Annotated in this window: 23 protein-coding genes; 17 read left to right on the top strand and 6 right to left on the bottom strand. The window is 48.7% G+C overall.

Annotation, left to right across the window (positions count from 1 at the left end; translation table 11 throughout):
- Positions 1-86: 86 nt before the first annotated feature.
- Positions 87-806, top strand: coding sequence for a two-component system response regulator OmpR (gene ompR / locus B3Z23_RS11685; RefSeq protein ID WP_025901501.1), 720 nt, complete (start codon positions 87-89; stop codon positions 804-806).
- Positions 803-2158 carry a two-component system sensor histidine kinase EnvZ gene (envZ, locus tag B3Z23_RS11690; RefSeq protein ID WP_038016510.1) on the top strand — a complete coding sequence of 452 codons (1356 nt, stop codon included), beginning with the start codon at positions 803-805 and terminating at the stop codon, positions 2156-2158. The genes ompR and envZ overlap by 4 nt, the downstream gene beginning before the upstream one ends.
- Before the next feature lie 43 nt (positions 2159-2201).
- On the opposite strand, the gene pckA is transcribed toward envZ, so the two are convergent.
- The 4 genes from pckA to B3Z23_RS11710 form a co-directional block, all read right to left on the bottom strand.
- The gene (gene pckA, locus B3Z23_RS11695; protein ID WP_294910187.1) at positions 2202-3827 is read right to left on the bottom strand and encodes a phosphoenolpyruvate carboxykinase (ATP); all 1626 of its coding nucleotides are present in this window, start codon (positions 3825-3827) and stop codon (positions 2202-2204) included.
- Positions 3828-4094: 267 nt separating this feature from the next.
- A complete protein-coding gene (gene hslO / locus B3Z23_RS11700) occupies positions 4095-4961 on the bottom strand; it encodes an Hsp33 family molecular chaperone HslO (RefSeq protein WP_294910188.1) in 867 nt (288 codons plus the stop codon).
- Positions 4962-4985: 24 nt separating this feature from the next.
- Positions 4986-5390 (bottom strand): ribosome-associated heat shock protein Hsp15, encoded by a 405-nt coding sequence (gene hslR / locus B3Z23_RS11705; protein ID WP_294910189.1) that lies wholly within the window; start codon positions 5388-5390, stop codon positions 4986-4988.
- Positions 5391-5733: 343 nt separating this feature from the next.
- Positions 5734-7866: an IgaA/UmoB family intracellular growth attenuator gene (locus B3Z23_RS11710; protein ID WP_294910191.1), complete on the bottom strand. Its 2133-nt coding sequence runs from the start codon at positions 7864-7866 to the stop codon at positions 5734-5736.
- Positions 7867-8248: 382 nt separating this feature from the next.
- Here B3Z23_RS11710 and nudE point away from each other — a divergent pair, with 382 nt between their 5' ends.
- Positions 8249-8809: an ADP compounds hydrolase NudE gene (gene nudE / locus B3Z23_RS11715; protein ID WP_294910192.1), complete on the top strand. Its 561-nt coding sequence runs from the start codon at positions 8249-8251 to the stop codon at positions 8807-8809.
- Between the two features lie 59 nt (positions 8810-8868).
- On the opposite strand, the gene mrcA is transcribed toward nudE, so the two are convergent.
- Positions 8869-11421, bottom strand: a complete 2553-nt coding sequence (mrcA, locus tag B3Z23_RS11720) for a peptidoglycan glycosyltransferase/peptidoglycan DD-transpeptidase MrcA (RefSeq protein WP_294910194.1) — start codon at positions 11419-11421, stop codon at positions 8869-8871.
- A gap of 119 nt (positions 11422-11540) precedes the next feature.
- Between mrcA and B3Z23_RS11725 the strand changes: the two genes are divergently transcribed.
- From B3Z23_RS11725 to trpS, 12 genes are all read left to right on the top strand, one after another.
- The gene (locus B3Z23_RS11725) at positions 11541-12371 is read left to right on the top strand and encodes a hypothetical protein (protein ID WP_294910196.1); all 831 of its coding nucleotides are present in this window, start codon (positions 11541-11543) and stop codon (positions 12369-12371) included.
- Positions 12368-12931 carry a PilN domain-containing protein gene (locus B3Z23_RS11730; RefSeq protein WP_294910198.1) on the top strand — a complete coding sequence of 188 codons (564 nt, stop codon included), beginning with the start codon at positions 12368-12370 and terminating at the stop codon, positions 12929-12931. Before B3Z23_RS11725 ends, B3Z23_RS11730 begins: the two co-directional genes overlap by 4 nt.
- The gene (locus B3Z23_RS11735; protein WP_294910200.1) at positions 12921-13421 is read left to right on the top strand and encodes a hypothetical protein; all 501 of its coding nucleotides are present in this window, start codon (positions 12921-12923) and stop codon (positions 13419-13421) included. The genes B3Z23_RS11730 and B3Z23_RS11735 overlap by 11 nt, the downstream gene beginning before the upstream one ends.
- A complete protein-coding gene (locus B3Z23_RS11740; RefSeq protein ID WP_294910201.1) occupies positions 13378-13758 on the top strand; it encodes a hypothetical protein in 381 nt (126 codons plus the stop codon). The genes B3Z23_RS11735 and B3Z23_RS11740 overlap by 44 nt, the downstream gene beginning before the upstream one ends.
- On the top strand, positions 13748-15055 hold the full coding sequence (gene pilQ / locus B3Z23_RS11745; protein ID WP_294910203.1) for a type IV pilus secretin PilQ: 1308 nt from the start codon (positions 13748-13750) through the stop codon (positions 15053-15055). Before B3Z23_RS11740 ends, pilQ begins: the two co-directional genes overlap by 11 nt.
- A 359-nt stretch (positions 15056-15414) precedes the next feature.
- Complete coding sequence (gene aroK, locus B3Z23_RS11750; protein ID WP_029685383.1) at positions 15415-15936, top strand: shikimate kinase AroK; 522 nt, start codon at positions 15415-15417, stop codon at positions 15934-15936.
- Between the two features lie 39 nt (positions 15937-15975).
- Positions 15976-17064 (top strand): 3-dehydroquinate synthase, encoded by a 1089-nt coding sequence (gene aroB / locus B3Z23_RS11755; protein ID WP_294910205.1) that lies wholly within the window; start codon positions 15976-15978, stop codon positions 17062-17064.
- A gap of 71 nt (positions 17065-17135) precedes the next feature.
- Positions 17136-18314, top strand: a complete 1179-nt coding sequence (locus B3Z23_RS11760) for an SPOR domain-containing protein (RefSeq protein WP_294910206.1) — start codon at positions 17136-17138, stop codon at positions 18312-18314.
- Positions 18315-18411: 97 nt separating this feature from the next.
- Positions 18412-19224 (top strand): adenine-specific DNA-methyltransferase, encoded by an 813-nt coding sequence (gene dam / locus B3Z23_RS11765; RefSeq protein ID WP_294910207.1) that lies wholly within the window; start codon positions 18412-18414, stop codon positions 19222-19224.
- A 63-nt stretch (positions 19225-19287) separates the two neighbouring features.
- Positions 19288-19971: a ribulose-phosphate 3-epimerase gene (gene rpe / locus B3Z23_RS11770; RefSeq protein ID WP_038016533.1), complete on the top strand. Its 684-nt coding sequence runs from the start codon at positions 19288-19290 to the stop codon at positions 19969-19971.
- Complete coding sequence (locus tag B3Z23_RS11775) at positions 19955-20632, top strand: phosphoglycolate phosphatase (RefSeq protein WP_294910208.1); 678 nt, start codon at positions 19955-19957, stop codon at positions 20630-20632. Before rpe ends, B3Z23_RS11775 begins: the two co-directional genes overlap by 17 nt.
- Before the next feature lie 18 nt (positions 20633-20650).
- Positions 20651-21658: a tryptophan--tRNA ligase gene (gene trpS / locus B3Z23_RS11780; RefSeq protein WP_294910210.1), complete on the top strand. Its 1008-nt coding sequence runs from the start codon at positions 20651-20653 to the stop codon at positions 21656-21658.
- A gap of 125 nt (positions 21659-21783) precedes the next feature.
- Here the strand turns inward: trpS and tsgA are convergent, their stop codons facing one another.
- Positions 21784-22962 (bottom strand): MFS transporter TsgA, encoded by a 1179-nt coding sequence (tsgA, locus tag B3Z23_RS11785; protein WP_294910211.1) that lies wholly within the window; start codon positions 22960-22962, stop codon positions 21784-21786.
- A 259-nt stretch (positions 22963-23221) separates the two neighbouring features.
- Between tsgA and ppiA the strand changes: the two genes are divergently transcribed.
- Complete coding sequence (gene ppiA / locus B3Z23_RS11790; protein WP_294910213.1) at positions 23222-23779, top strand: peptidylprolyl isomerase A; 558 nt, start codon at positions 23222-23224, stop codon at positions 23777-23779.
- Positions 23780-23922: 143 nt separating this feature from the next.
- Entirely contained in the window at positions 23923-24504 is a 582-nt protein-coding gene (locus B3Z23_RS11795) for an anthranilate synthase component II (protein ID WP_038016730.1), read from the top strand.
- Positions 24505-24586 lie beyond the last annotated feature (82 nt).

Consider the following 24586-nt stretch of genomic DNA (forward strand, 5'->3'; position numbering starts at 1 on the left):
AGAATATAAACCATTATAAACTGTCACTGTAATATATCTTTTTTAACAATACAGCATCAGGCAATTGTGCCTTTGGGAGTGAAGAAATGCAGGAAAATTACAAAGTTTTAGTGGTCGATGATGATATGCGACTGCGGGCACTGCTGGAAAGATATCTGACGGAGCAAGGATTTCAGGTGCGTAGTGTGGCGAATGCTGAACAGATGGATCGCCTGCTGACCCGTGAATCTTTCCACCTGATGGTTCTGGACCTGATGTTGCCGGGAGAAGATGGTCTTTCTATCTGCCGTCGCTTACGCAGTCAGAGTAACCCGATGCCGATTATTATGGTGACCGCCAAGGGTGAAGAGGTTGACCGGATTGTCGGGCTGGAAATAGGGGCTGATGATTATATTCCTAAGCCGTTTAATCCGCGTGAACTGCTGGCCCGAATTCGTGCCGTCTTACGCCGTCAGGCAAATGAGTTGCCGGGTGCACCTTCTCAGGAAGAAGCGGTGATTGCGTTTGGTAAATTTAAACTGAACCTCGGTACCCGGGAAATGTTCCGTGAAGATGAGCCAATGCCATTAACCAGTGGGGAATTTGCAGTGCTCAAAGCGCTGGTCAGCCATCCACGTGAACCTTTGTCCCGTGACAAGTTAATGAATCTGGCCCGTGGTCGTGAGTATAGCGCTATGGAACGTTCTATCGACGTTCAGATTTCACGTCTGCGTCGCATGGTTGAAGAAGATCCGGCACACCCACGTTACATCCAGACTGTCTGGGGCCTGGGCTATGTTTTTGTTCCGGACGGCAGTAAAGCATGAAGCGATTCCGCTTCTCGCCACGCAGTTCGTTTGCACGTACCTTACTATTAATCGTTACCTTGCTGTTCGTCAGCCTGGTAACGACTTATCTGGTAGTGCTTAACTTCGCTATTCTGCCAAGCTTGCAGCAATTCAATAAGGTTCTGGCGTATGAAGTCAGAATGCTGATGACGGATAAGCTGCAACTGGAAGATGGGACGCAACTCGAAGTTCCTCCGGCCTTTCGTCGGGAGATTTATCGGGAATTAGGGATTTCACTGTATACCAATGCGGCCGCGGAGGAAGGAGGGTTACGCTGGGCTCAGCATTACGAGTTTCTCAGTGATCAGATGGCTCAGCAACTGGGTGGCCCGACCGATGTCCGGGTGGAAGTGAATAAAAATTCCCCGGTGGTCTGGCTGAAAACCTGGTTGTCACCCGATATCTGGGTGCGGGTACCTCTGACCGAGATTCATCAGGGGGATTTCTCCCCGCTGTTCCGTTATACCCTCGCGATTATGTTACTGGCGATTTGCGGTGCATGGCTGTTTATTCGCATGCAAAACCGGCCACTGGTTGAACTGGAGCACGCTGCCCTGCAGGTTGGGCAGGGGATTATACCTCCGCCTCTTCGGGAGTATGGTGCCTCTGAGGTTCGTTCAGTGACCCGGGCGTTTAATCAGATGGCGGCCGGAATTAAACAACTGGCTGATGATCGCACTCTGCTGATGGCAGGCGTCAGTCATGATTTACGGACTCCGCTGACCCGTATTCGTCTGGCGACCGAGATGATGGGGGAAGAAGAACGCTATTTATCCGAATCTATTAATAAGGATATTGAAGAGTGTAACGCCATTATCGAGCAATTTATCGATTACCTGCGTACCGGACAGGAAATGCAGACTGAGCGGGTTGACCTGAATACTGTGCTGGGCGAGGTGGTTGCTGCAGAAAGTGGTTACGAACGCGAAATTGATAATGCGGTAATGACCAGTGAGTTGTTGCTGGATATCAATCCGCTATCTGTTAAGCGTGCGGTGGCCAATATGGTGGTCAATGCCGCCCGCTACGGAAATGGCTGGATTCGGGTCAGTAGCGGCCGCGAGCTGAACAGGGCATGGTTCCAGGTGGAAGACAATGGTCCGGGAATAGAACCTGAACAGATTCAGCATCTGTTACAGCCTTTTGTGCGGGGCGACAGTGCACGCAGTACCAGCGGTACTGGCTTAGGGCTGGCGATAGTACAGCGTATTATTGATGCTCATCGCGGAGAACTGGAAATTGGCAGAAGTGAACAGGGTGGATTACGTATCAGAGCCTGGTTGCCGGTCCCGGCCTCAGAACTCCCTCAGACGACCACTTCTGGCCATTGAATGCTGACAGACTGACGGGCATGTTCATCCCGTCAGTCTACGGTCAGTTATGCAAAACCGGGCCCGCTTTCACCAACTCTTTACCGGTCTCTGTATCCGTATATTGTTCAAAGTTATCAATAAACTTACGCGCCAGAATTTCTGCGTTTTCCTGCCATTTCTCTGCACTTTCCCAGCTATTGCGTGGATCTAAAACATGGTCATCCACATTTTTCAAAGAGACAGGAACCTGCAGGTTAAATACCGGAAGAGTATGCAGAGGAACCTGCTGTAACTCATCACTCAGTATTGCATTGATAATGGCCCGGGTATCTTTCAGTGAAAGACGTGAGCCTTTACCGTTCCAGCCGGTATTGACCAGGTAAGCTTCTGCCCCGGCAGCCTGCATACGCTTCAGTAACACCTCAGCGTAACGTGTCGGGTGTAGGGTTAAAAATGCAGCACCGAAGCAGGCGGAGAAGGTGGGAGAAGGCTTAACAATTCCCCGTTCGGTTCCGGCCAGTTTTGCGGTGAAACCAGACAAAAAGTGGTACTGAGTCTGTTCAGGGGTCAGACGTGATACCGGAGGGAAAATCCCAAAAGCATCCGCGGTCAGGAAGATAACTTTACGGGCATGACCCGCTTTCGAGACCGGGCTGACAATATTATCAATATGGTTAATCGGGTAAGAGACCCGGGTATTTTCGGTTTTGCTGCCGTCATTGAAATCAATACTGCCATTGGCCAGCACCACCACATTTTCCAGCAATGCATCACGACGGATAGCCTGATAAATTTCGGGTTCAGCTTCTGCGGACAAGTGGATAGTCTTGGCGTAGCAACCTCCTTCAAAGTTGAATACGCCATCATCATCCCAGCCATGTTCATCATCACCAATCAGCTCTCTGGCCGGATCGGTAGATAACGTCGTTTTCCCCGTGCCTGACAGCCCAAAGAATACGGCCACATCACCTTCTCTCCCGACGTTTGCCGAGCAATGCATGGAAGCGATATCTTTCAGAGGTAACAGGTAGTTCATTACCGCAAACAACCCTTTCTTCATTTCGCCACCGTACCAGGTGCCGCCAATTAACTGGATGCGTTCTGTCAGGTTAAATGCGACAAAATTTTCTGAATGGAGGCCCTGAGACTGCCAGTCAGGGTTGGTGCATTTCGCGCCATTCAGCACCACAAAATCGGGTTCAAATTCTGTCAGTTCCGCCTCAGTCGGCCGGATAAACATATTTTTGACGAAATGCGCCTGCCAGGCCACTTCGGTTACAAACCGCACACTCAGACGACTGTCAGGGTTTGCTCCGCAAAAAGCATCCACCACAAACAGACGTTTGCCTGACAGCTCTGACGTGACCAGCTTTTTTAGTGACTGCCAGGTTTCCTGAGACAGGGGTTGGTTATCATTTTTTCCTTTACTGCTGTCGCTCCACCACACATTGTGGCGGGTAGTGTCATCACGGACGATATACTTATCTTTAGGCGAACGGCCGGTAAAAATCCCGGTATCAACAGCAATTGCCCCATTATTTGTCAGTATTCCACGCTCATATCCTTGCAGCCCGGGATTCATTTCCTCATTAAACAGTGTGTCATAGTCAGGGTTATAAATAATCTCTGACGGGGCGGTGATACCTAATGGCGAAAGATCGGGTAACTTCCCGTGTCTGGAAGACATACGACTGCTCCTTTGAATCCTGAAATTGCAAATGGATGTGCCTGGTTTGATGACTGACAGACTGATCCATACCGGATGGAATATCATCTGTCTGATGAATCCAGGCAGTTTACACCGGATAGATAATGCAGAAAGTGGGGGTGGGGAAAAGTGTGATGCTGGTTGTAATTCAATTTAATTGTTGGCATTAATTTAAACAGTTCATGTCAACAAACGGTTAAACAGAGACCGGGGAGAGCGTGCGACGAGGCACGCTCTTTCGGGAAATCAATGAATTGAGTCGCTACCCGCCACGGCATTGTTACGAATATTAGCAACATCGACAGCGTCATAAATATAATGTGCGCCGCAATAATCACAATGCATATCTATCTGACCATCTTCAGCCAAAATCTGATCAATTTCTTCGCTGGCAACGGTTTTAAGAACTTCCCCACACCGCTGGCGGGAGCAGGTGCATTTGAATACCACATCGACCGGGTCGAAGACTGTCACTTCTTCCTGATGATACAAACGCCACAACATATCAGTCGCGGAAAGCGAAACCAGCTCTTCGGCTTTAACGGTATCGGTTAATGTCGCAAGATGCTCAAAATCATTGGCGTCCGTGTCCTGCGCCGGCAGTACCTGTAACAGAACTCCGCCAGCCCCTTGTTCATTCTGCCGAATAATAATCCGGGTCGGTAACTGTTCGGAGCGCATAAAGTAATCTTCCAGACAGGCGGCCAGTGTGTCACCTTCCAGCCCGACGACCCCCTGATAACGTTCACCTTTCTCCGGGGTAATGGTAATAATCAGGTAGCCGTTGCCGACCATCTGCTTCAGTGTACTGTTGGCAGCGATATCGCCACGAACCCGGGCCACACCACGCAACTGTTGATGATTATTACCATTGATCACTGCCATAGATAGCGGGCCATCTCCCTGTAGCTGCACAGTAATGTCCCCTTCAAATTTCAGGGTTGCAGTCATCAGGCTGGTCGCGACCAGCAGTTCCGCCAACAATTCCTGAACCGGCTGTGGATAGTCATGGTCTTTAACAATGTCCTGCAGTGTTTGTGACACATTCACCAGTTCACCACGGACGGCAACATTGTTGAATAAGAAACGATGGAGTTGGTCTTGTACTGACATAAGGTCTCTCTCAGGGTGAATATTTTATTCATCACCCGTTAATTTAAATTTAATTAAATGACGGCGCTCTTTTTTATCCGGACGTCGGTCCGGATGTGGCATCGTCAGGGCAAACTGTTTGCGGGCTAAGGCCTGAGCCTCTCGTTTTTCAATACTTTCCGGCGTTTCCCGGTACAGCAGTTGTGCATCTGTGGCACTGCCACGGCGATCGCTAATCCCGGTAACAATTACCGTACGTTGATCATTTCCCTGGCGCAAAATCAGCTGTGCATCCAGTTCAACATGCTTACCTGGTTTCGCTCGCTGACCGTTATAATGTACCTTGCCGCCTTCAATCATCTCTCTGGCAATAGCCCGGGTTTTATAAAAACGAGCTGCCCAAAGCCATTTGTCCAGCCGGACATCCTGGCCGGGATCCTGTGGTTTCATGTTGACCCCCGTCGTATCCTCGTACTGCTGTACATTACCGGTTATGCAACGCATAACCAGGGTGGCAACAGTGGGCGGTCTGGTCTGAAACTTAATGACCTGCCCCGCGCTATCTGTAAGTATGGGTGGATATCGGTAAATCAAGAAACTGAGCACATCCTGTTCATCATATCTGCGACCTTGCGATACCAGATCGTATGATGATAACTGACATCCCCAAGGTGATTTTATCACACAGCAGGCTGTGTATTTACAGTCTGGCGGCGAATCACGTACTGAGAGGCTATCACTGACCGACCGTGTTACTGTTTACAGGGCGGCAGATTAACATATTCAGAGGGGATCAGAACAATGAACGTGTATCCCCGGAGTGACCCAGAGTTGGATTGAAACATTTATCGTAATATTGCTGGATGGCGAGACTACGCAGATGATCCTTACGGATACCACGTAACAGCAACACGCAATTTACCACCAGGCATACCACCAGAGCGATTAAGAACAAGGAGGTTAGCAGATAACGCCATAATACCCCGTTACCGGGAGCTTCATGAAGAGAAACATGAGTGGTCCCATTTGCATCAACGGTCAGGGCAGTAATTATCCCGCTGGCACTAAACGCGGTATGTAACAACATGGCGGAGATGCGTTGCAGTTCATCCCACTGTTCCGGTGCATCCAGATTAAATAACGGCACATCCGGTTGCGGCTGTCTGACAAACTGATGACCCTGATCGCTTATCAGCAGATAGCCCCCAGGTGGTGGGCTATTCAGAGTTTCGATAGCTTTACGGGTTTCGCTGGTAAAGAAGGTTGCTGCGGCACTGTTGACCAGGTTTTCCAGCGTGGAAGCGCTGACCGGGCGGAGCAGAACATTAATACCATTCAGCTGTCCTGATTTTGCTTTAGTCACCAGAGCATTCCAGTCCCTGGCATTTTCCAGGTTGACCAGGGCATTTTTCAGCCGGGTACAATCCATGGGTTGAGCACATAGTTGATTGGTCTGGATGACAATGTCGGAAAAATCATCCAGCAGTATCATCCCGGACTTTTCGATAGCCAGAGCCAATTGTGGGTTGATTTTCAGGCTGTCTGCTGAGCCCGGATGCAGTTGACGGCGGATAGTTTCCAACAGTGCCAGGGTTTCATCTATCGTTTCAGACTGAGGTAACGGCAGGGGGGTTGCGTTATTCCAGTAAATCGCTGAACAGTCAAATGGCATATAGCCGTACATTCTGCTTCCCTGATAAGTACCGGGTACTGAACACATTCCCTGGCCTTTGACATTCAGCAGGTCTCCCACCTGAAGTTTCATAGACGAGAGTTGTTTGAGTGAGGTAACTTCGATTCGCTGGGTGCCCTGTAGCCAGGCCATACTGAGTTTAAAAGGGGTACCCGTCGGAACCCAGCTTATCATCATAATCAGAGTCAGAATGGAACCCAGCGCCAGAATGGCATTCTTCCGCCAGCGAACCAGTGGAAATTCACGTATCTCATCGTGCAAAGAGAGGAAGCGTCCCTGGCGCACGACCTGTTTACTGGCATTCATATCAATTTCGGTGATCTTGCCCAGATCATGATGAATATAAGGTTTCCAGTATTCAGGGTACTGCAGATCAATCACGCCCAGAGAAATATTGCTCTGTTCCTGGTTTGATTCACCAAATAATCCCCAGCGCTTGGGGGTACCCTTCATGCAGTGTATTTCCTGAAAATCACTTAACCGGGCTGGGCGGTAGATAAACCAGACGCTTCCGGCGATCATCAACAGGGCAGGGAGAGCCAGCCACACCATGAGTCCGGCCGGAACCAGCTGGCTTAAAAATAAAATCAGCATCGCAAGGCAAATTATCAGAGCTTCAGCGGTGCCGTCAGGTCTTGAGAGTTGGTGTTCTTCCGGGGTTTCTTTGCGGATATGCAGCAATTCGATATTACTGCTTTTCTCTTTACGGATAGACGCAGAGGAGTTGGCCGGAGCAGCGCGCCGGGCCGGAAGCTCAGAAACTTCCCGGTCATAACTGGTGAGCTGATGCCCGTTCAGTGCAGTGACCAGCAGGATGTTACCGGCAGGAATGAGCTCAATACTATTTTCTGCCGTAATAAATTTTTCCCAGAGAGGGGGGAGATGAATCTCTAACGTATCCAGATAATAACGATGTTGTTGAGGCGATTCAGTAGAGAGGCCATAGCGGGTTATCGGGTGAGTAACCGAGTAAACTCTGTTGCTCTGCAACGTTAAAACGGGATCTTTACTGGCATTATGCTTGTTTAACAGCGACAGGAACGGCCTGGTTTGGCCTGGGATACGGGACAGATACCTGACAACAGCCTGCTTTTCGTCAGAAGAAATCTTACGGAGCGAGGCGGGTGTCCGTAATAGAATTTTCTCCGGGGAAGTCCGGAACCTCGTGACGTAAATTATTGCGGCGACTGTCAATATAATTGCCAATGCCAATAGAGTGATCATCATGCTCATGCAGTGTTCAACCTGGCCCTGAAAAATTCACAAAGGTGATTTATCCCGGAAAAAATGCAGCATTGTCATTTTTTATCGAAAATATTGCCATTGACAGTCATCCATGCAATGGAAATGATTTCTTTATTAGAGGATCGTATATTCCGGTGATAGATAAATACGCTATGCCCGAATCATTCTATGATGGACAGTATCTGCAGGGTATCGGTTTATTCTGATTGTATAGCAGACCTTTTCAGGTATAGCGGTGCGGAAAATAATGCCTGACCTGATGACAGATGTGAAGAGTCAGTCTGAGAAATTTGAGCTTAAAGGGGTAGCTGTGGTTCAATAGCTTTTAACTACAAATGCGTTCATAACAACGCTCTTTTCGAGGTTATCAATGGGTCTCCTGAAAAAGCCGGAAATATTAAAAGTCAGTGAGGTTGCCCGTTCCCGACTGTTTACTATCCAGGAAGTTTCCCTGGTATTCAGTAACGGAGAGCGGCGGGTTTATGAACGGATGAAGCCCTCTTCGCGTGAGGCTGTGATGATCCTGGCCCTGGACGGGGATTCGGTATTGCTGATTGAAGAATATGCCGTAGGTCTGGAAAGCTATGAATTGGGTTTCCCGAAAGGACTGATTGATCCCGGGGAAACACCTTTACAGGCAGCCCAGCGCGAACTGAAAGAAGAGGTAGGTTATGGTGCCAGGAAAACAGAATTACTGGCCAGTCTGACGATGGCCCCTTCTTACTTTTCAAGTCGGATGAACATTATCGTAGCAGAAGATCTTTATCCGGAAAAACTGGAGGGAGATGAACCTGAGCCTCTTATTCTTCATCGCTGGCCGTTGAATGATCTGCTGTCTTTACTGGAAAAAGATCAGTTCAGCGAAGCCCGTAACGTCAGTGCCTTATTTTTACTGCGTGAATGGCTTACCAGACAGGGAAGACTCGTGTAATTATGCCGGACCTGATCAAAAAAGCCGGCACTGCCGGCTTTTTTGATTCATCGTCATACTCAGAACAGATCGTGGCTCTGGCCGTTATCCATGATCGTTGGACTGGAATCATTGACCGAATATTCGGTGGGTTGGGTTCCGGTAATAAAGTATTCCTGGCGGCTGTTACTGCCTCCTTTCGACAATTTCCCGGTACTTCGGTCAATGGTGACGGTCGTGATCCCTTCGGGTGGAACCAGAGGGCGTAACGGTACACCGTCCAGAGCCACTTTCATATAATCATCCCAGGCAGGTTGGGCACTCTTCGCACCGCCTTCATAGCCTGAAGCCTGATCTTTTATCGCACCAGATAATGTACTGCGTCCAAGATCTCGCCTGGCATCATCAAAGCCAATCCATACTGTCGTCGCGATATCCGGGCCAAATCCGGAGAACCATGCATCTTTAGAATTATTGGTTGTACCGGTTTTACCGCCGATATCATTTCGTTTCAGATCTCTGCCTGCGCGCCAGCCGGTACCCTGCCAGCCTGGTTCACCAAACACATTCGAATTCAGTGCGCTTTTGATCAGGAAAGAAAGCTGTGTACTGATCACATGAGGTGCATACTGCTGATCTGTTGTGGTCTGGTCAGGGGCCTGTTCAAGATCGGTCTGCGGTGATGTTGCCGGCGTGGAGGAGGTCTGTCCGGGGGGGGCCACATTTTCAATGCTTTCTTCATTGAGTGCTGCAGATTTTGGCGTATCACCATAAATTACCGGGATATTACACTCCGGGCAGGCAATTTTTGGTTTTTCTTCAAAGGCAGTAGTACCGTCGGCATTCTCTATCCGTTGAATGAACCAGGGATCGATCAGGAATCCGCCGTTGGTTAATGTGGCATAGCCACGAACCATTTGCAGAGGGGTGAAGGAGGCTGCACCTAATGCCAGAGATTCGGTATGAACAATATTCTGGTCGGGGAAACCAAGACGTTGTAAATACTTCACAGCATAGTCAACACCCATTGCCCGCATGGCTCTGACCATCACCACGTTTTTCGATAACCCAAGCCCTTCGCGTAAACGGATCGGTCCGTCATAAGTATTAGGTGAGTTGTGAGGTCGCCAGTCAGCACCGGCACCGGCATCCCAGCGGGAAATCGGCGCATCATTAAGCATCGTTGCCAGTGTCAGCCCTTTATCCATCGCAGCGGTATACAGGAAAGGTTTGATGTTAGAACCCACCTGACGCAATGCCTGGGTGGCGCGGTTAAACATGCTCTGGCCGTAATCAAACCCGCCGACCAGTGCGATAATTGCGCCGGTTTTTGAGTTGAGTGATACCAGCGCCGAGTTAACATCGGGTACCTGAGCCAGCATCCACTGGCTGTCGGCCTGACGTACCCAGATAAGCTGCCCTGGCTGGAGTACCTGATTAACTGCTCGTGGGGTGGCACCTTGCAGAGTATCGGACTTAAAGGGCCTTGCCCAGCGAACGGCATCCAGAGACAGAGATAACGTTGAACCTCCTTTCATAATGACGCTGGCTGAATCCGGAGTTACAGACATCACCACCGCCGGATACAAAGGACCGTACACCGGAAGAGAATTCAGCTCATCAGTAATCCGGGTGTTATCCCAGGGTTGATCGGCCGCTTTCCATAGCACTTTCTGCGGCCCGCGGTAGCCATGGCGCATATCATAGTCGATAACGTTTTTACGTACGGCATCCTGCGCTGCGGTCTGCAGTTTGCGGGTAATAGTGGTATAGACTTTAAAACCATCGGTATAAGCATTATCACCGTAGCGTTTTACCATCTCCTGACGGACCATCTCGGTAATATAAGGTGCGGTAAATGCGACTTCCGGGCCATGATAGCTGGCATCAATTTTTTCCTGACGCGCTTCATCATATTGTTGTTGGGTTATGTAGTGCTGATCCAACATACGTGAAAGGACCACATTACGTCGCGCTAATGCTCTGGACGGTGAATAGAGCGGGTTAAAAGTTGAGGGTGCTTTAGGTAAACCGGCGATCATCGCCATCTCGCTCAGTGTTAACTGGTCGACGTTTTTACCGAAGTAAACCTGAGCTGCAGCGCCGACACCGTAAGCCCGGTAACCCAGATAGATCTTATTCAGGTAAAGTTCGAGGATTTCATCTTTGCTGAGTAGTTGTTCAATCCGGATGGCCAGGAAGGCTTCCCTGATTTTCCTCATCAGTGTTTTTTCTGGTGTGAGGAAAAAGTTACGTGCCAGCTGCTGCGTAATTGTACTGGCGCCTTGCGTTGCGTGTCCCGTCATTAGCGCAATGCTGGCTGCACGGAAAATACCGACCGGGTCAACACCATGGTGTTCATAAAAACGACTGTCTTCGGTGGCAATAAAGGCTTTGACCATTTCCGGTGGGATTTGGTTTAGCCTGAGCGGCACGCGTCGTTTTTCACCAAATTGAGCAATAAGTTCGCCATCAGCACTGTACACCTGCATGGGTGTTTGCAGGCGAACGTCTTTCAGAGTGTTTACGTCAGGCAACTGGGGCTCAATATACTTGTATAGGCCATAAACCGAGCCGAGCCCCAGCAAAACGCAACACACTGCAAAAATGAATAAATACTTTAAGAACTTCACCTGAAATTTCCCGCTATAGGTCAACCGGATAGTTTATAAACAATCGGCGCGTAGTATAAATGCAAGAGGGATGCTTTGATACGTCATTTTACGGAACAGACACAATGGAGGTGTCGCCGATGTTCTTTTCTCACTGGAATATTGGGCTGGATATCCAGCCCGAACAGGTCACCGCACTGGCCATACAGAGAAGGCGTGGGGGTTGGCAACTCTGTGACCAGTGGCAACATGCTCTCAGTGTTCAGAATAGTACTGACGCTAATCCCCTTCCACAGGAAGAACTGGTTCAGCTTCTGAGCCAGTGGCATAAACGATTGCCGGCAAATTTTTCATTGCGGGTAGGGTTGCCCCCTCATCTGGTGCTGAGGCGAAGTCTGAAAGTTCCGCCAACTGTGCTTCATGAACCCCGGCTTGGCCAATATGTCCGCACCGCGTCTGGTCAGTTATTTCCGGAAGGCCATGGAACTCTGGCTCTGGATTATCAATACAGCAGGGCTCATCCACTGCAGGTATCTGTCACCATGGCCAGTCAGTTGGTAGTACAGCAATGGATAACTCTTTTCCAACGGGCCGGTCTTTGCCCTGATGTTTTTGAGCTTATGCCGGGCTGCCTGGCCGTGGTGATGAAACTGCTTCCACGAACCGGCGACAAGATTTTACTGCATGGCAGTGAAACTTTCTGGATGTGGTCCTGTTGCCGGAACGGCGTTGTCAGTGATGGCTGGAAGTTTCGCCAACAATCAACGGATGCCGCTGCGGTATGTCTGGAACAATGTCCTGAAGCCACAGAGCGTCTGTTTTGCTGCAGCCCGCAACAGCCACTGCCACCAGGATTTCATCCCTTTCAACTTTTTTCTCTGTTCACTCATCGTGATCCCCCATCCGCGGTTCAGGACAGTAGTTTTACTTTAGCTGCCGGACTTGCATTGCGTCAGAGGGACAGGCTATGACCGGGGTGAATTTATTGCCATGGCGGGAAAAAATCCTTCGTCGCAGAAAGGAGTTTTGGCTGTCAGGAATTGCATTGCTGTTGCTCACAGTGACTATGATTTCCGCAGGCATCAGGCAGTACCTGCAAGGTTGTCGGATTCGTTCAGATTTGTGGGGGAGCCAGCAGGAGGCAGTAATTCAGCAAACAGTTCAGTTACTGGCTCAGCAACAACAACTGAATCAGCGGTTACTTGAATCACAACGGCAAAATAGCAATCGTCGCCGCCAGCAAAAGACCTTCATGCACTGGAGGACGTTCTTATCACAACTGCCTGTGCTAATGCCTGACTCAGTATGGTTACATTCTTTAAATCAGCAACAAGGTAGCCTGCTGTTGAGAGGCCAGACAGATTCTCTGGCGAGTTTATTCATCTTTAGTCGTTGTCTTAGGGCTCTGCCTTTTTTTACCCGTATCGATATTCAGGAGCTAGGGCCGGCTTCTGCCGGAGAATATCGATTTTCACTAAAAGCTGCCCTGGCGGAAGTGATGCAATTTTCTGAGGAAAACAATGATGAATGATACCAGCCTGTCTTTATTATTCCGGCCACCCAGTCAGCAGTGGATGGTTTTCAGCTTCCTGTCTGCCTCTGTCATTCTCTCTGCCTGCTTTATGGTTATTTTACCTGAGTGGCGGCGTTATCAATACAGTGAACAACGATATCTTCAACAGCGCATGACCCTGACCGAAAAGCGCCAACAGTATGTTCAGTTGGCCACGCCTGAACAGCTGCGTGTTCTGTGGCAGTCCGAAAGTGAAGTTCTGCAACAGAAGGATGCGGGTAGCCTGGAACAATTACTTTCAGCCAGCCACAGGAAAGTCATACGTTGGCGTAATAGCGCCAGGCCTGTTGAATTACAACTGGAACTTCGATGGCCTGACGTTCCTGAACTCTTCCTTCAGATGGCACAACTCAATCCGCCCATGTACCCTGGCCGCTTTTCCCTGGAAAACCGTTCAGGGTCAGATGAAAGATTACAGTTGGCAATATGGCTTAATCTCCATGAATAATGCCTGGTTTTTGCTGTGTCTGTTTTCAGTCAGCGTACTGTGTAGCGAACGTGATCCTTTCCGTCCTCTGGCTGATGGTCAGCTATGCCAGACTGATGCGAGCAGCGAAGCACAATGGCAACTCCGGGGAACCCTGCTGCAGCAGGGCAGACAGGCAGCAATAATGCGCCACCCAAAGAAGGGGCATTATTTATTGTTACCGGGCCAGTTCCTGCCGGGAACATTATGGCAGGTTGAACAGATTGACCGGAGGCGGGTCATTCTTCGACATCGTCCGGAATGCCGGCTTCCCGCATGGGTTATGACACTGACGAAAGGATATCGTAATGAAGTTTGACTTACTGTTTTTATGCCTTTTGGCTTGTATTGCTTCTGCTTCTGCTTCTGCTTCTGCTTCTGCTTCTGCTTCTGCTTCTGCTTCTGCTTCTGCTTCTGCTTCTGCAACGTCTGCCAGTAGCAATATGATATCACTTGATTTTGAAGCCACTCCTGTGGACCAGATTTTTTATCACCTGGCCGAATTTCGGCAGGTGAATCTGGTGATTGCTCCGGGGGTGAACAGGGAAATATCAGTGCGGTTACATCAGATTGACTGGCCACAGGCAGTTGCTTTGGTGGCAGAAATAGCGGGTGTCCAGGCTGAACTCAGGCAAAACATACTGCGTGTTTCGCCAGTACCCCCGAAGAAACTGGAGCAGGAACCAGCTCATCTGCCAGAGAAGAATCGTGTTCCTTTGAAGACTCAACGTTTTATTCTTCGTTATACCGACGTCAATGAGATCCGCTCGCTATTACAAAATGACCGTTCTGGTTTACTGACCCCGAACGGTCGTATCTCACTGAACAGTAGGGCAAATATGTTAATTGTTCAGGATACTGAGTCTTCGCTGGCAGATATCGCGCAATGGATAAAAGTATTTGATGTTGCAATCCCTCAGGTTGAAATCACCGCCCATATCGTCACCATTAGTGAGGAGCAATTGCACGAACTGGGGGTTAACTGGGGACTGACTGGCAGCACACTGGTGGATGACATTTTGTCTTCCCCGACGTTGAATATTCCTTTGCAGGCTGAATCACCTTTTATTACCGCCGGAATCACGCTGACAAGGCTTAATGGAAAGATGCTCAACCTTGAATTAAGTGCGCTTGAGCAGGAGAATCAGGTCGAAATCATTGCCAGTCCCAGGCTTATCACATCTCACGGGAATCCAGCTTCGATTAAACAAGGGACGGAGATTCCTTATGTCGTTTCTCAGGGTAAGGACGATGTGGCGACCATCGAGTTTAAAGAAGCTGTGCTGGGCATGAAAATTACGCCGGAAGTGCTTGGAGAAGGCAACCTGCGGCTCACTATTCATATCAGCCAGAATGTGCCCGGTAAAGCCTTGCAAAAAGGGAGTAGTATGCCTTTGAGCATTGATAAACAGGAGATTGAGACCAAAGTGACGATTCAGGATGGGCAAACTTTGGCGCTGGGCGGGATTTTTCAGCAACATCAAAGTCAGCAGCAGAATAAAGTCCCCGGGTTGGCAGAACTTCCGGTAGCCGGGCGTTTATTTCGTCGTGATGTGAGTCAACAAACTAAGCGGGAACTTGTGATATTTATCACTCCCAGACTCATATTTCCCTGATAAAGACGGCTATTATCCTGTCGGACAGGGATCAACATTGACGCAGCCCATTATTTAGCATAAAAGATTAGCGATTTTGTAAACCCGGAGCAGCTGCCCGGGACCAGATAAAATATCAGGTTATGGCTATTGCCTGCCGTATGTTTGTTGCAAAAATGAACAAATCAGACGGTTAAATATCGCTCCGTGGGGAGAAAGCTTCACCGGAGATCATTTATTTGGTTGCCAAATGGCCCTGAGTGTTGAGATAATTTTTTGTCTGACTCTTATTAACACTTATGAGGTCTCAGTGTCTGTCCCGCCTGTCAGCAAGGCTGAACGCGGGGTATCATCAACGAATTCTTAGTAATACCGATAAAATGGCAGAGAAACGAAATATCTTTCTGGTTGGGCCTATGGGTGCCGGCAAAAGCACTATTGGTCGTCAGTTAGCTCAGCAACTCAATATGGAATTTTATGATTCCGATCAGGAAATTGAGCGACGTACCGGAGCTGATGTTGGCTGGGTATTTGATGTAGAAGGCGAAGATGGTTTTCGTGATCGCGAAGAAAAAATCATCAATGAGCTCACTGAAAAACAGGGAATTGTCCTTGCGACGGGCGGTGGCTCAGTAAAATCACGGGAAACCCGCAATCGGCTTTCGGCCCGCGGCGTGGTGGTGTATCTGGAAACCACGATAGAAAAGCAGCTGGCACGTACCCAACGTGATAAACGTCGTCCGTTGCTTCAGGTGGATTCTCCTCCGAGAGAAGTACTGGAAGAACTGGCCGATGAGCGGAATCCTCTATATGAAGAAATTGCAGATGTGACCATCAGAACCGATGAGCAAAGTGCTAAAGTGGTCGCAAACCAGATTATTCATATGCTGGAAAGTAATTAATTTGTCTTAAGCAGACTCAGTCGCAGGGTATCGATCATTATGGAGCAGATCACGGTCTCACTTGAAGAACGTAGTTATCCGATCAGCATAGCTGCAGGTTTGTTTGATGATCCTGCATCATACTGGCCACTTAGTACCGGAGATCATGCGATGGTGGTGACCAATGACACATTGGCACCGCTTTACCTGAGTTCTGTCACCCGGAAACTCTCGGCTGCAGGCGTTATCGTTGATCAGGTGATATTACCTGACGGCGAGCAATATAAGACTTTGACCGTCCTCGAGAAAATCTTCACAGCATTACTCGAAAAACCCCACGGTCGGGATACCACTCTGATAGCCCTTGGTGGCGGAGTCATCGGTGATATGACAGGGTTTGCGGCTGCCTGTTATCAGCGTGGCGTTCGTTTTATCCAGATGCCGACGACCTTACTTTCTCAGGTCGATTCCTCTGTCGGCGGGAAAACCGCAGTTAACCATCCTCTGGGTAAAAATATGATCGGCGCATTCTATCAGCCCGTGTCGGTCATTATTGATACTGATTGCCTGAAAACCCTGCCAGCACGTGAGCTTTCGTCCGGACTGGCAGAAGTGATTAAATACGGTATCATTCTGGATAAAGAATTTTTTGTGTGGCTGGAACAGCACATGGAAGAATTAGTGGGCCTGGATGAAAATGCACTCTCATGGTGTATCCGTCGTTGCTGTGAGATTAAAGCGAATGTCGTCGTGGCAGATGAACGTGAATCCGGAATCAGAGCGTTGTTGAATCTGGGTCATACCTTTGGGCATGCCATTGAAGCTCATATGGGTTACGGTAACTGGTTACATGGTGAGGCCGTTGCTGCCGGGATGGTGATGGCTGCCCGAACGGCAGAACGTGTTAATGGTTTTGCCGCCGAAGATACTCAACGGGTTATTACCTTGCTGGAACGCGCCGGACTCCCGGTGAAAGGGCCACGTGAAATGGCGGCTGAGGAATACCTGCCGCACATGATGCGCGATAAAAAAGTACTGGGTGGTGAACTTCGTTTGGTTCTGCCACGCAATATTGGTGAGTCAGAAGTGAGAAGTGGTGTTGCACATGATATTGTTTTAGCTGCAATCAATGATTGTCAGCCAGACTAATAATACGACATACAGTGTTCTTGCACAGCAATGGACAGCGAGAGACAAACGGTTAAGTATGAGGTGGTTTAATGGATGAGTTTCAACCGGAAGATGAGTTAAAACCTGACGCCAGTGATCGCCCTGCTGCGCGAAGCCGTAAATCATCTCCAGGGCCAAAATTGCCTGTTTCTAAGCAACATATTATGGTTGCGGTGGGTATTCTGGTGCTGCTGATGTTAATTCTGGGTATTGGGTCTGCACTGAAAAGTCCTTCCGGTAGTGCTCCATCTTCGACAGCAAACTCTTCTGCCGGCACCAGTAAAGATATCGATCTTTCCGGCTCTGCAGGAATGAGTGGTCAGCCAGCCACCGCTAACTCTCAGGCTCCGGCATCTTCTACTCCGGAGACTACTGTCACTCAGGGTAATGCTGCTAATCCGGCAAATGCCTCATCCGGCCATGATATTTCGATGCCAGCAATTTCCTCGACTCCTTCACAGGGAAATCCTGCAGCACCTACAGCAGATCAGCAACGTGTTACCGTTTCAGGTGATATGGGCAGTGCACTCAATAACACGCAAATTCCTGCTGCCGGAGATGCATCTCAGACATCGTTGCCCACAGCGCCGGCAACCTTAGAACGCACAGGTAAGCTTAAACTGAGTACAACATCTTCCGCAGGAACCGATGCACCTGCTGCTTCTACTCCAACGGCCGCTCATCGGGCACCACAGAGCAGTGTCAGCCACAGCAACGAACGTAAGGCGGTAGCCGCTGAGCGTGAGCGTGAGCGTGAAAACCGCCGAATTGCGGAACAACGCAGGACTGAAGAGCAGCGTCGGATTGTTCAGCAGCGTAAAGCTAATCAACAGAAAGCAGCGGAGCACCGGGCGGCAGAATCATCTAAATCTGTTAGCCAGACAGCAAAACCGGTGAAACGTGAGGCTGCTGCTGCGTCTTCCGTCACCCGCACAGAGAAGCCTGCGACACAGACGGCCAGCCAGTTACCAAGGGGTGAGTATACTCTGCAGTTGAGTGGAGCGACCCGCCAGGATGCTCTGAACAACTGGGCCAGACAGCAGAAACTGAGTAGTTATCATGTGTATCAGACCGAACGTAATGGTAAACCCTGGTTTGTTCTGGTGAGCGGCTCATATGCAACATCTGCTGAAGCGAAGCGAGCTATCAGTGCTCTGCCAGAGGCGGTACGGGCACAGAACCCCTGGGTTAAACCTCTAAGTCAGGTGAAGAAAGAGGCTGCAAAGTGATATTCACCGGGGCTGCTGATAGCAGCCCCATTTATAAGCGCAGATCTGCTGTCGGTTTATCCACAGCCATTAATGAAAACATCTCTATTACGACAGCATGAAAAAACACCGCGCTTTCCTGAAGTGGGCAGGGGGGAAATATCACCTGCTTGATGACATTCGTCGATGCCTGCCCGAAGGGGATTGCTTAGTCGAACCTTTTGTTGGTGCAGGTTCAGTCTTTCTGAACACTGACTATTCCCGTTATCTGTTGGCTGATATTAATAGCGATTTAATCAATCTGTACAATATCATCAAAACCAACAGTAGTTCGTTTATCGCTGATGCTCGCCAACTCTTTACAGCAGAATCGAATGACTCTGATACCTATTATGCTCATCGTAGAGAATTTAATCAGAGTCGCGATCCTTACCGGCGTGCACTGCTATTTCTGTATTTAAACCGCCATGGCTATAATGGGCTTTGCCGTTACAATCTGCGCGGGGAGTTTAATGTTCCTTTCGGGCGTTACCAGAAGCCTTATTTTCCGGAGGCAGAACTGTTATGGTTCGCTGAACGTTCACAAAAGGCGACCTTTATCTGTCAGTCATACGATTCTACATTAAGCCAGGCAATGCCGGGTTCGGTAGTGTATTGCGATCCACCTTATGCGCCTTTATCGGCTACTGCGAACTTCACTGCCTACCATACCAACAGTTTTAGCCTGCCTGAGCAGATCCAGTTGGCCGAACTTGCCGAAAAACTGGCAAGGGAATGTGACGTCCCTGTGCTAATCTCTAACCATGATACGGAACTGACGCAACAATGGTATAAAGAGGCCATTCTGCATGTGGTGAAAGCCCGACGCTCTATCAGCCGTAATGTGAATGGCCGAACCAAAGTCAACGAAATATTGGCGCTTTATCGTTAAACTGACCCTAACCAGCGTCATTCTTCAGGGAATGAGCCTGAAAAATGCTATCGGGAGAGTAGGATGAAAGACTATTTAATAGCACCCTCAATCTTGTCTGCAGATTTTGCCAGACTTGGCGAAGATACCGCGAAAGCGCTTGCTGCAGGGGGGGATGTTGTCCATTTCGATGTCATGGATAACCATTATGTTCCTAACCTGACGATGGGGCCGATGGTTCTGAAAGCGTTACGTGATTATGGTATCTCTGCCCCGATTGATGTTCATTTGATGGTCTCTCCGGTAGACAGCCTGATCCCTCAGTTTGCTAAGGCAGGTGCCAGCTATATTACATTCCATCCGGAAGCCACGTTGCATGTTGACCGTACTCTGCAACTGATTAAAGAACACGGCTGTAAGGCCGGCCTGGTCTTTAATCCGGCAACATCTCTCAGTTATCTTGATTACGTGATGGACAAGATAGATGTAATTTTACTGATGTCGGTTAACCCGGGATTTGGAGGGCAAAGTTTTCTGCCATCCACACTGAACAAATTACGTGAAGCCCGCAAACGTATTGACTATAGTGGTTTTGATATCCGTCTCGAAGTTGATGGTGGAGTTAAGGTCGATAACATTGCCCAGATTGCTGCTGCAGGTGCAGATATGTTTGTAGCAGGGTCGGCAATCTTTGGTCACCCGGACTATAAAAAGATTATTGATGATATGCGCCGTGAGCTGGAGAGTGCAAATGGTTCATTTCACTGATATTCGTGCACTGGCTTTTGACCTGGATGGCACCCTGACTGACAGTGCTCCGGGACTGGCGAAAGCAGTGGACTTAACGTTGCAGCATATGAATTTACCGGTTGCCGGGGTTGACCGTGTTTCAACCTGGATTGGTAACGGTGCTGATATTATGATGAAACGTGCGCTGACTTATGCATTGCAACATGAGCCTTCAGGTGAAGATATCTTCAGGAGCCGTGGGTTATTTGATGATTTTTATGCACAAACTGCCGAAGAAGGTAGTGCGCTGTTTCCTGGGGTCAGCCAGACTCTGCAAAAATTGCATCAGCAAAATCTTCCTATGGCAGTAGTCACCAATAAACCTACACCTTTTGTCGCACCATTACTCAAATCACTGGGAATTGACTCACTGTTTTCGCTGGTGATTGGCGGTGATGATGTGGTAGCCAAAAAGCCCCATCCGGCGCCAATCTATCTGGTACTGGGAAAATTCGGGATGAATACCAATGAGTTGCTGTTTATTGGTGATTCGCGAAATGATATTCAGGCGGCAAAATCAGCAGGTGTGCGCAGTGTCGGGATGACCTACGGATATAACTACGGTGAGCCTATTGCAGACAGCCAGCCGGATGTAGTGCTGGAAACGTTTGACCAACTTTTGCCCCTGCTTGGGCGGTAATGAATCAGGATAAAATCTATGAGTAAACCCATTGTTTTTAGTGGCGCACAGCCTTCAGGTGAATTAACCATTGGTAATTACATGGGGGCACTTCGTCAATGGGTGCAGATGCAGGATGAGTATCACTGCATTTACTGCATTGTTGACCAGCACGCGATCACTGTCCGCCAGGACCCTGTGGCACTGCATAAAGCGACGCTCGATACACTTGCCCTTTATCTGGCTTGCGGGATTGATCCGGAAAAATCAACAATCTTTGTACAGTCCCATGTTCCGGAACATGCCCAGCTCTCCTGGTTACTCAACTGTTACACCTATTTTGGTGAGCTGAGTCGTATGACACAGTTCAAAGATAAGTCATCCCGCTATGCTGAGAACATTAATGCCGGACTGTTTGATTATCCGGTATTGATGGCAGCAGATATCCTGTTGTACCAAACCAATCAGGTCCCTGTCGGGGAAGATCAGAAACAGCACCTGGAACTGAGTCGCGATATTGCTCAGCGTTTTAATGCTCTGTATGGTGATATTTTCCGGATTCCTGAACCCTTTATTCCAAAATCGGGTGCCCGCGTAATGTCGCTGCTGGAGCCGACAAAGAAAATGTCTAAGTCAGATGACAACCGTAATAACGTCATCGGATTGCTTGAAGATCCTAAATCGGTAGTGAAAAAAATTAAACGCGCAGTGACTGATTCCGATGAGCCGCCTGTGATTCGTTATGATATTAAAGAGAAGGCTGGCGTCTCAAACCTGCTGGATATCCTGTCAGGAGTCACCGGTCAGCCGGTGGCTGAACTGGAGAAAGAATTCAGCGATAAAATGTATGGACATCTTAAAGGTGCGGTTGCTGATGCAGTCTCTGGAATGCTGACTGAACTGCAACAACGTTTTGAACAGTACCGTAATGATGAACAATTACTGAATCGCATCATGAAAGAGGGTGCAGAGAAGGCCAGCCTTCGTGCCCGTGAAACACTGGATAAGGTGTACCAGGCGGTAGGGTTTGTTGCCCGTCCTCTGTAACTTACCAGCCACCAACCGGTAATCTGTTGAGCATAGGGCCACCCACAAGGTGGCCTTTTTTATTACCTGTACCCATAAAAAAACGCCGGTGAACCGGCGCTTTTTGTAACTTACCGTGGAACCTGTCAGGCAGCAGATTTGTTATTCAGCTTGTGTTTACTGACAAAGCCCAGCAACACACTCAGGATGAATACCACCGCATACAGACCGTTGGCGGTAAACAGTGCTGCATGCGGGCCACTGTGGCTCACAATCGGACTGGTGACCACAAATGTCAGCATGGTACCAATGGTTCCACAGGTCAGAATGAAGTTCACCAGCTTTGGTGAAGCGACTTTGGTCTGCTGAGAGCCAAGTGTAATGATCGTGGTGTAAATAGCACTGGAACTGAAACCCAGAATCATAATAATAATATGCAGCATTGATACTGCCTGGCTGTGGGTAAACCAGAACATTAATACGGTGGCGAGTCCGGTAATCACTGCCAGGATTTTCTGCATATCAACAAAGCGCAGAATTACACTGAACACCCACATTCCTACCATATAGGCTGTCCAGAAGTTACCTACCAGTTGTCCGGCTTCGGTAATCGGTACACCAAGATCTTTGGTGGCATATTCCGGTACCCAGGAGATAAAACCAAGCTGGCCGAGGATATAGCAGAGTGCAGCGAGAGCCAGCAGGAATACGCCAGTCCCCCATTTTTCCTTTTCTGTCGGTTTCAACTGGCTGGATTTAGCCAATACAGGGAATTCCACCATCAGTGTCAGGATAAAAATAGCCACATAGATTAGGCCAATGCAGCAGTAAACCCAGTACCAGGGCAGGTTTTTTGCCAGAATCACACCTGCGATGATAGGAAACAGTGTTCCTGCCATGCTGAAGAATGAGTCAGTGAACAACAGTCGCGATCCCCGTTGCCGTCCTTCATACAGATGAGTAATCAGGAAAGTCCCTATCGACATAGTAATGCCACTGACAATACCCAGTACAAACATACATACAGAAAAGACAGCAAGACTTTGCCCGGTCACTAAACCGAAAATTGCCACCACCATCAGAATAAAGCCGAAAATCAGCTGGCGTTTTAACGGGATGATTTCCATCAGCCAGGCATTGAGGAAAATGGCCGCAAGAATTCCGGTATTTAGAAAAGTAAAAGTATTGCTCATGCTGGCAACTGGCACATGAAACGATTGAGCAATATTATCCATGACCATTCCGGTCACAATCACCAGGGCGCCGGTAAGCGCATAGGAGAAAAAGCTAATCCAGGTCAGGCCAATCAGGTTGGTCTTTGTCATTGTTTGACACCCTTGTAAGAATTAAAGGCGGTAATTACACCCAGGGATTGTAAAGTGAATCGTGATCTTTATATATAATCAATGAAATATCATGGTTTTATTTCATGAGAAACATGATTTTATTCACATAATTCCAGCATGTCATTGATCTTTTCCGCGATATCGGAGTTTTCTCTCCGGTAAATCTCTGGTTCTTACCCAACGAACTCTCTACAATTGAGCGCATTTTCCGTAGTGTGAATTCCATCAGGGAGTAATTATGTTGAAACGTACTTTGGCGGCAGCAGTGGCATTGCTTGCTCTTTCCTCTGCGGCTGCAGTGGCTGATACTCATGTGTTGCTGACGACTTCAGCCGGTAACATTGAGCTGGAACTGAATGATCAGAAAGCACCGATCACCGTTAAAAACTTTATCAGCTACGTCAATAGTGGCTTTTATAACAACACAGTATTTCATCGGGTAATTCCGGGCTTTATGATCCAGGGCGGGGGCTTCACTGCGGATATGAAAGAAAAAGCACCAGGAGCGCCGATTAAGAATGAGGCAGACAACGGATTACGTAACCTGAGGGGGACTATCTCTATGGCACGTACCGCTGATCCGGACAGTGCGACCAGCCAGTTCTTTATCAACGTTTCTGACAATGCCTTCCTGGATCATGGTCAGCGTGACTTCGGTTATGCTGTGTTTGGTAAAGTGATCAAAGGTATGGATGTTGCGGATAGTATTTCCCAGGTCGCTACTTCCAATGTCGGTCCTTATCAGAACGTTCCGTCAAAACCAGTGACGATTATTTCTGCAAAAGTTTTACCCTGAATAGCTATCCGCCAGTGAGATTACCAGTTAATCTCACTGGCTTCCTGCACTAAAAATGATGCCTGCCGCTGAATCGTCGGATGCCGAAAATGGCGATATGTCCGGAAAGACTTTGGATGATTATCGGGCGGGAAAGGCCAGCCATGTTACTTCTGATCGATAACTATGATTCTTTCACCTGGAACCTCTGCCAGTATTTTACCCAGGCAGGAGTGAGTGTCCGGGTAGAGCGTAACGACGCACTCACACTTGCAGATATTGAAGCATTACCCGTCACTCACCTGGTGATATCCCCGGGACCTTGTACACCTGATCAGGCGGGTATTTCGGTGGCGGCTATCCGTCATTTTGCCGGCAAAATACCCATTCTTGGCGTTTGCCTGGGACATCAGGCGATTGCGATGGCGTTTGGAGGCCATGTGGTTCGTGCCCGACAGCCCATGCATGGTAAAACTTCATTGATTTGCCACGATGGCCGGGGGGTGTTCAGTCAACTGAATAACCCACTGACTGTTACCCGTTACCATTCACTGGTTGCAGAGGCTGAAACACTTCCGGATTGTCTGGAGATCACTGCCTGGAGCGAAAACAATCATCAGTTTGATGAAATCATGGGAATCCGACATAAAACCCTGGCAGTCGAGGGAGTTCAGTTTCATCCTGAAAGCATTATGAGTGAGCAGGGTGTAGAATTATTGAAAAACTTCGTTAATCAGGCCGGTTAATGTTTGCCTTTACCTGATTTTTTATGCATATTTTTTGACTGGTTATTTAATTTAACAGACACGACAATCAGGCGGGATATTC

This window comes from Tatumella sp. UBA2305 (assembly GCF_002345795.1).
GTDB lineage: Bacteria > Pseudomonadota > Gammaproteobacteria > Enterobacterales > Enterobacteriaceae > Tatumella > Tatumella morbirosei.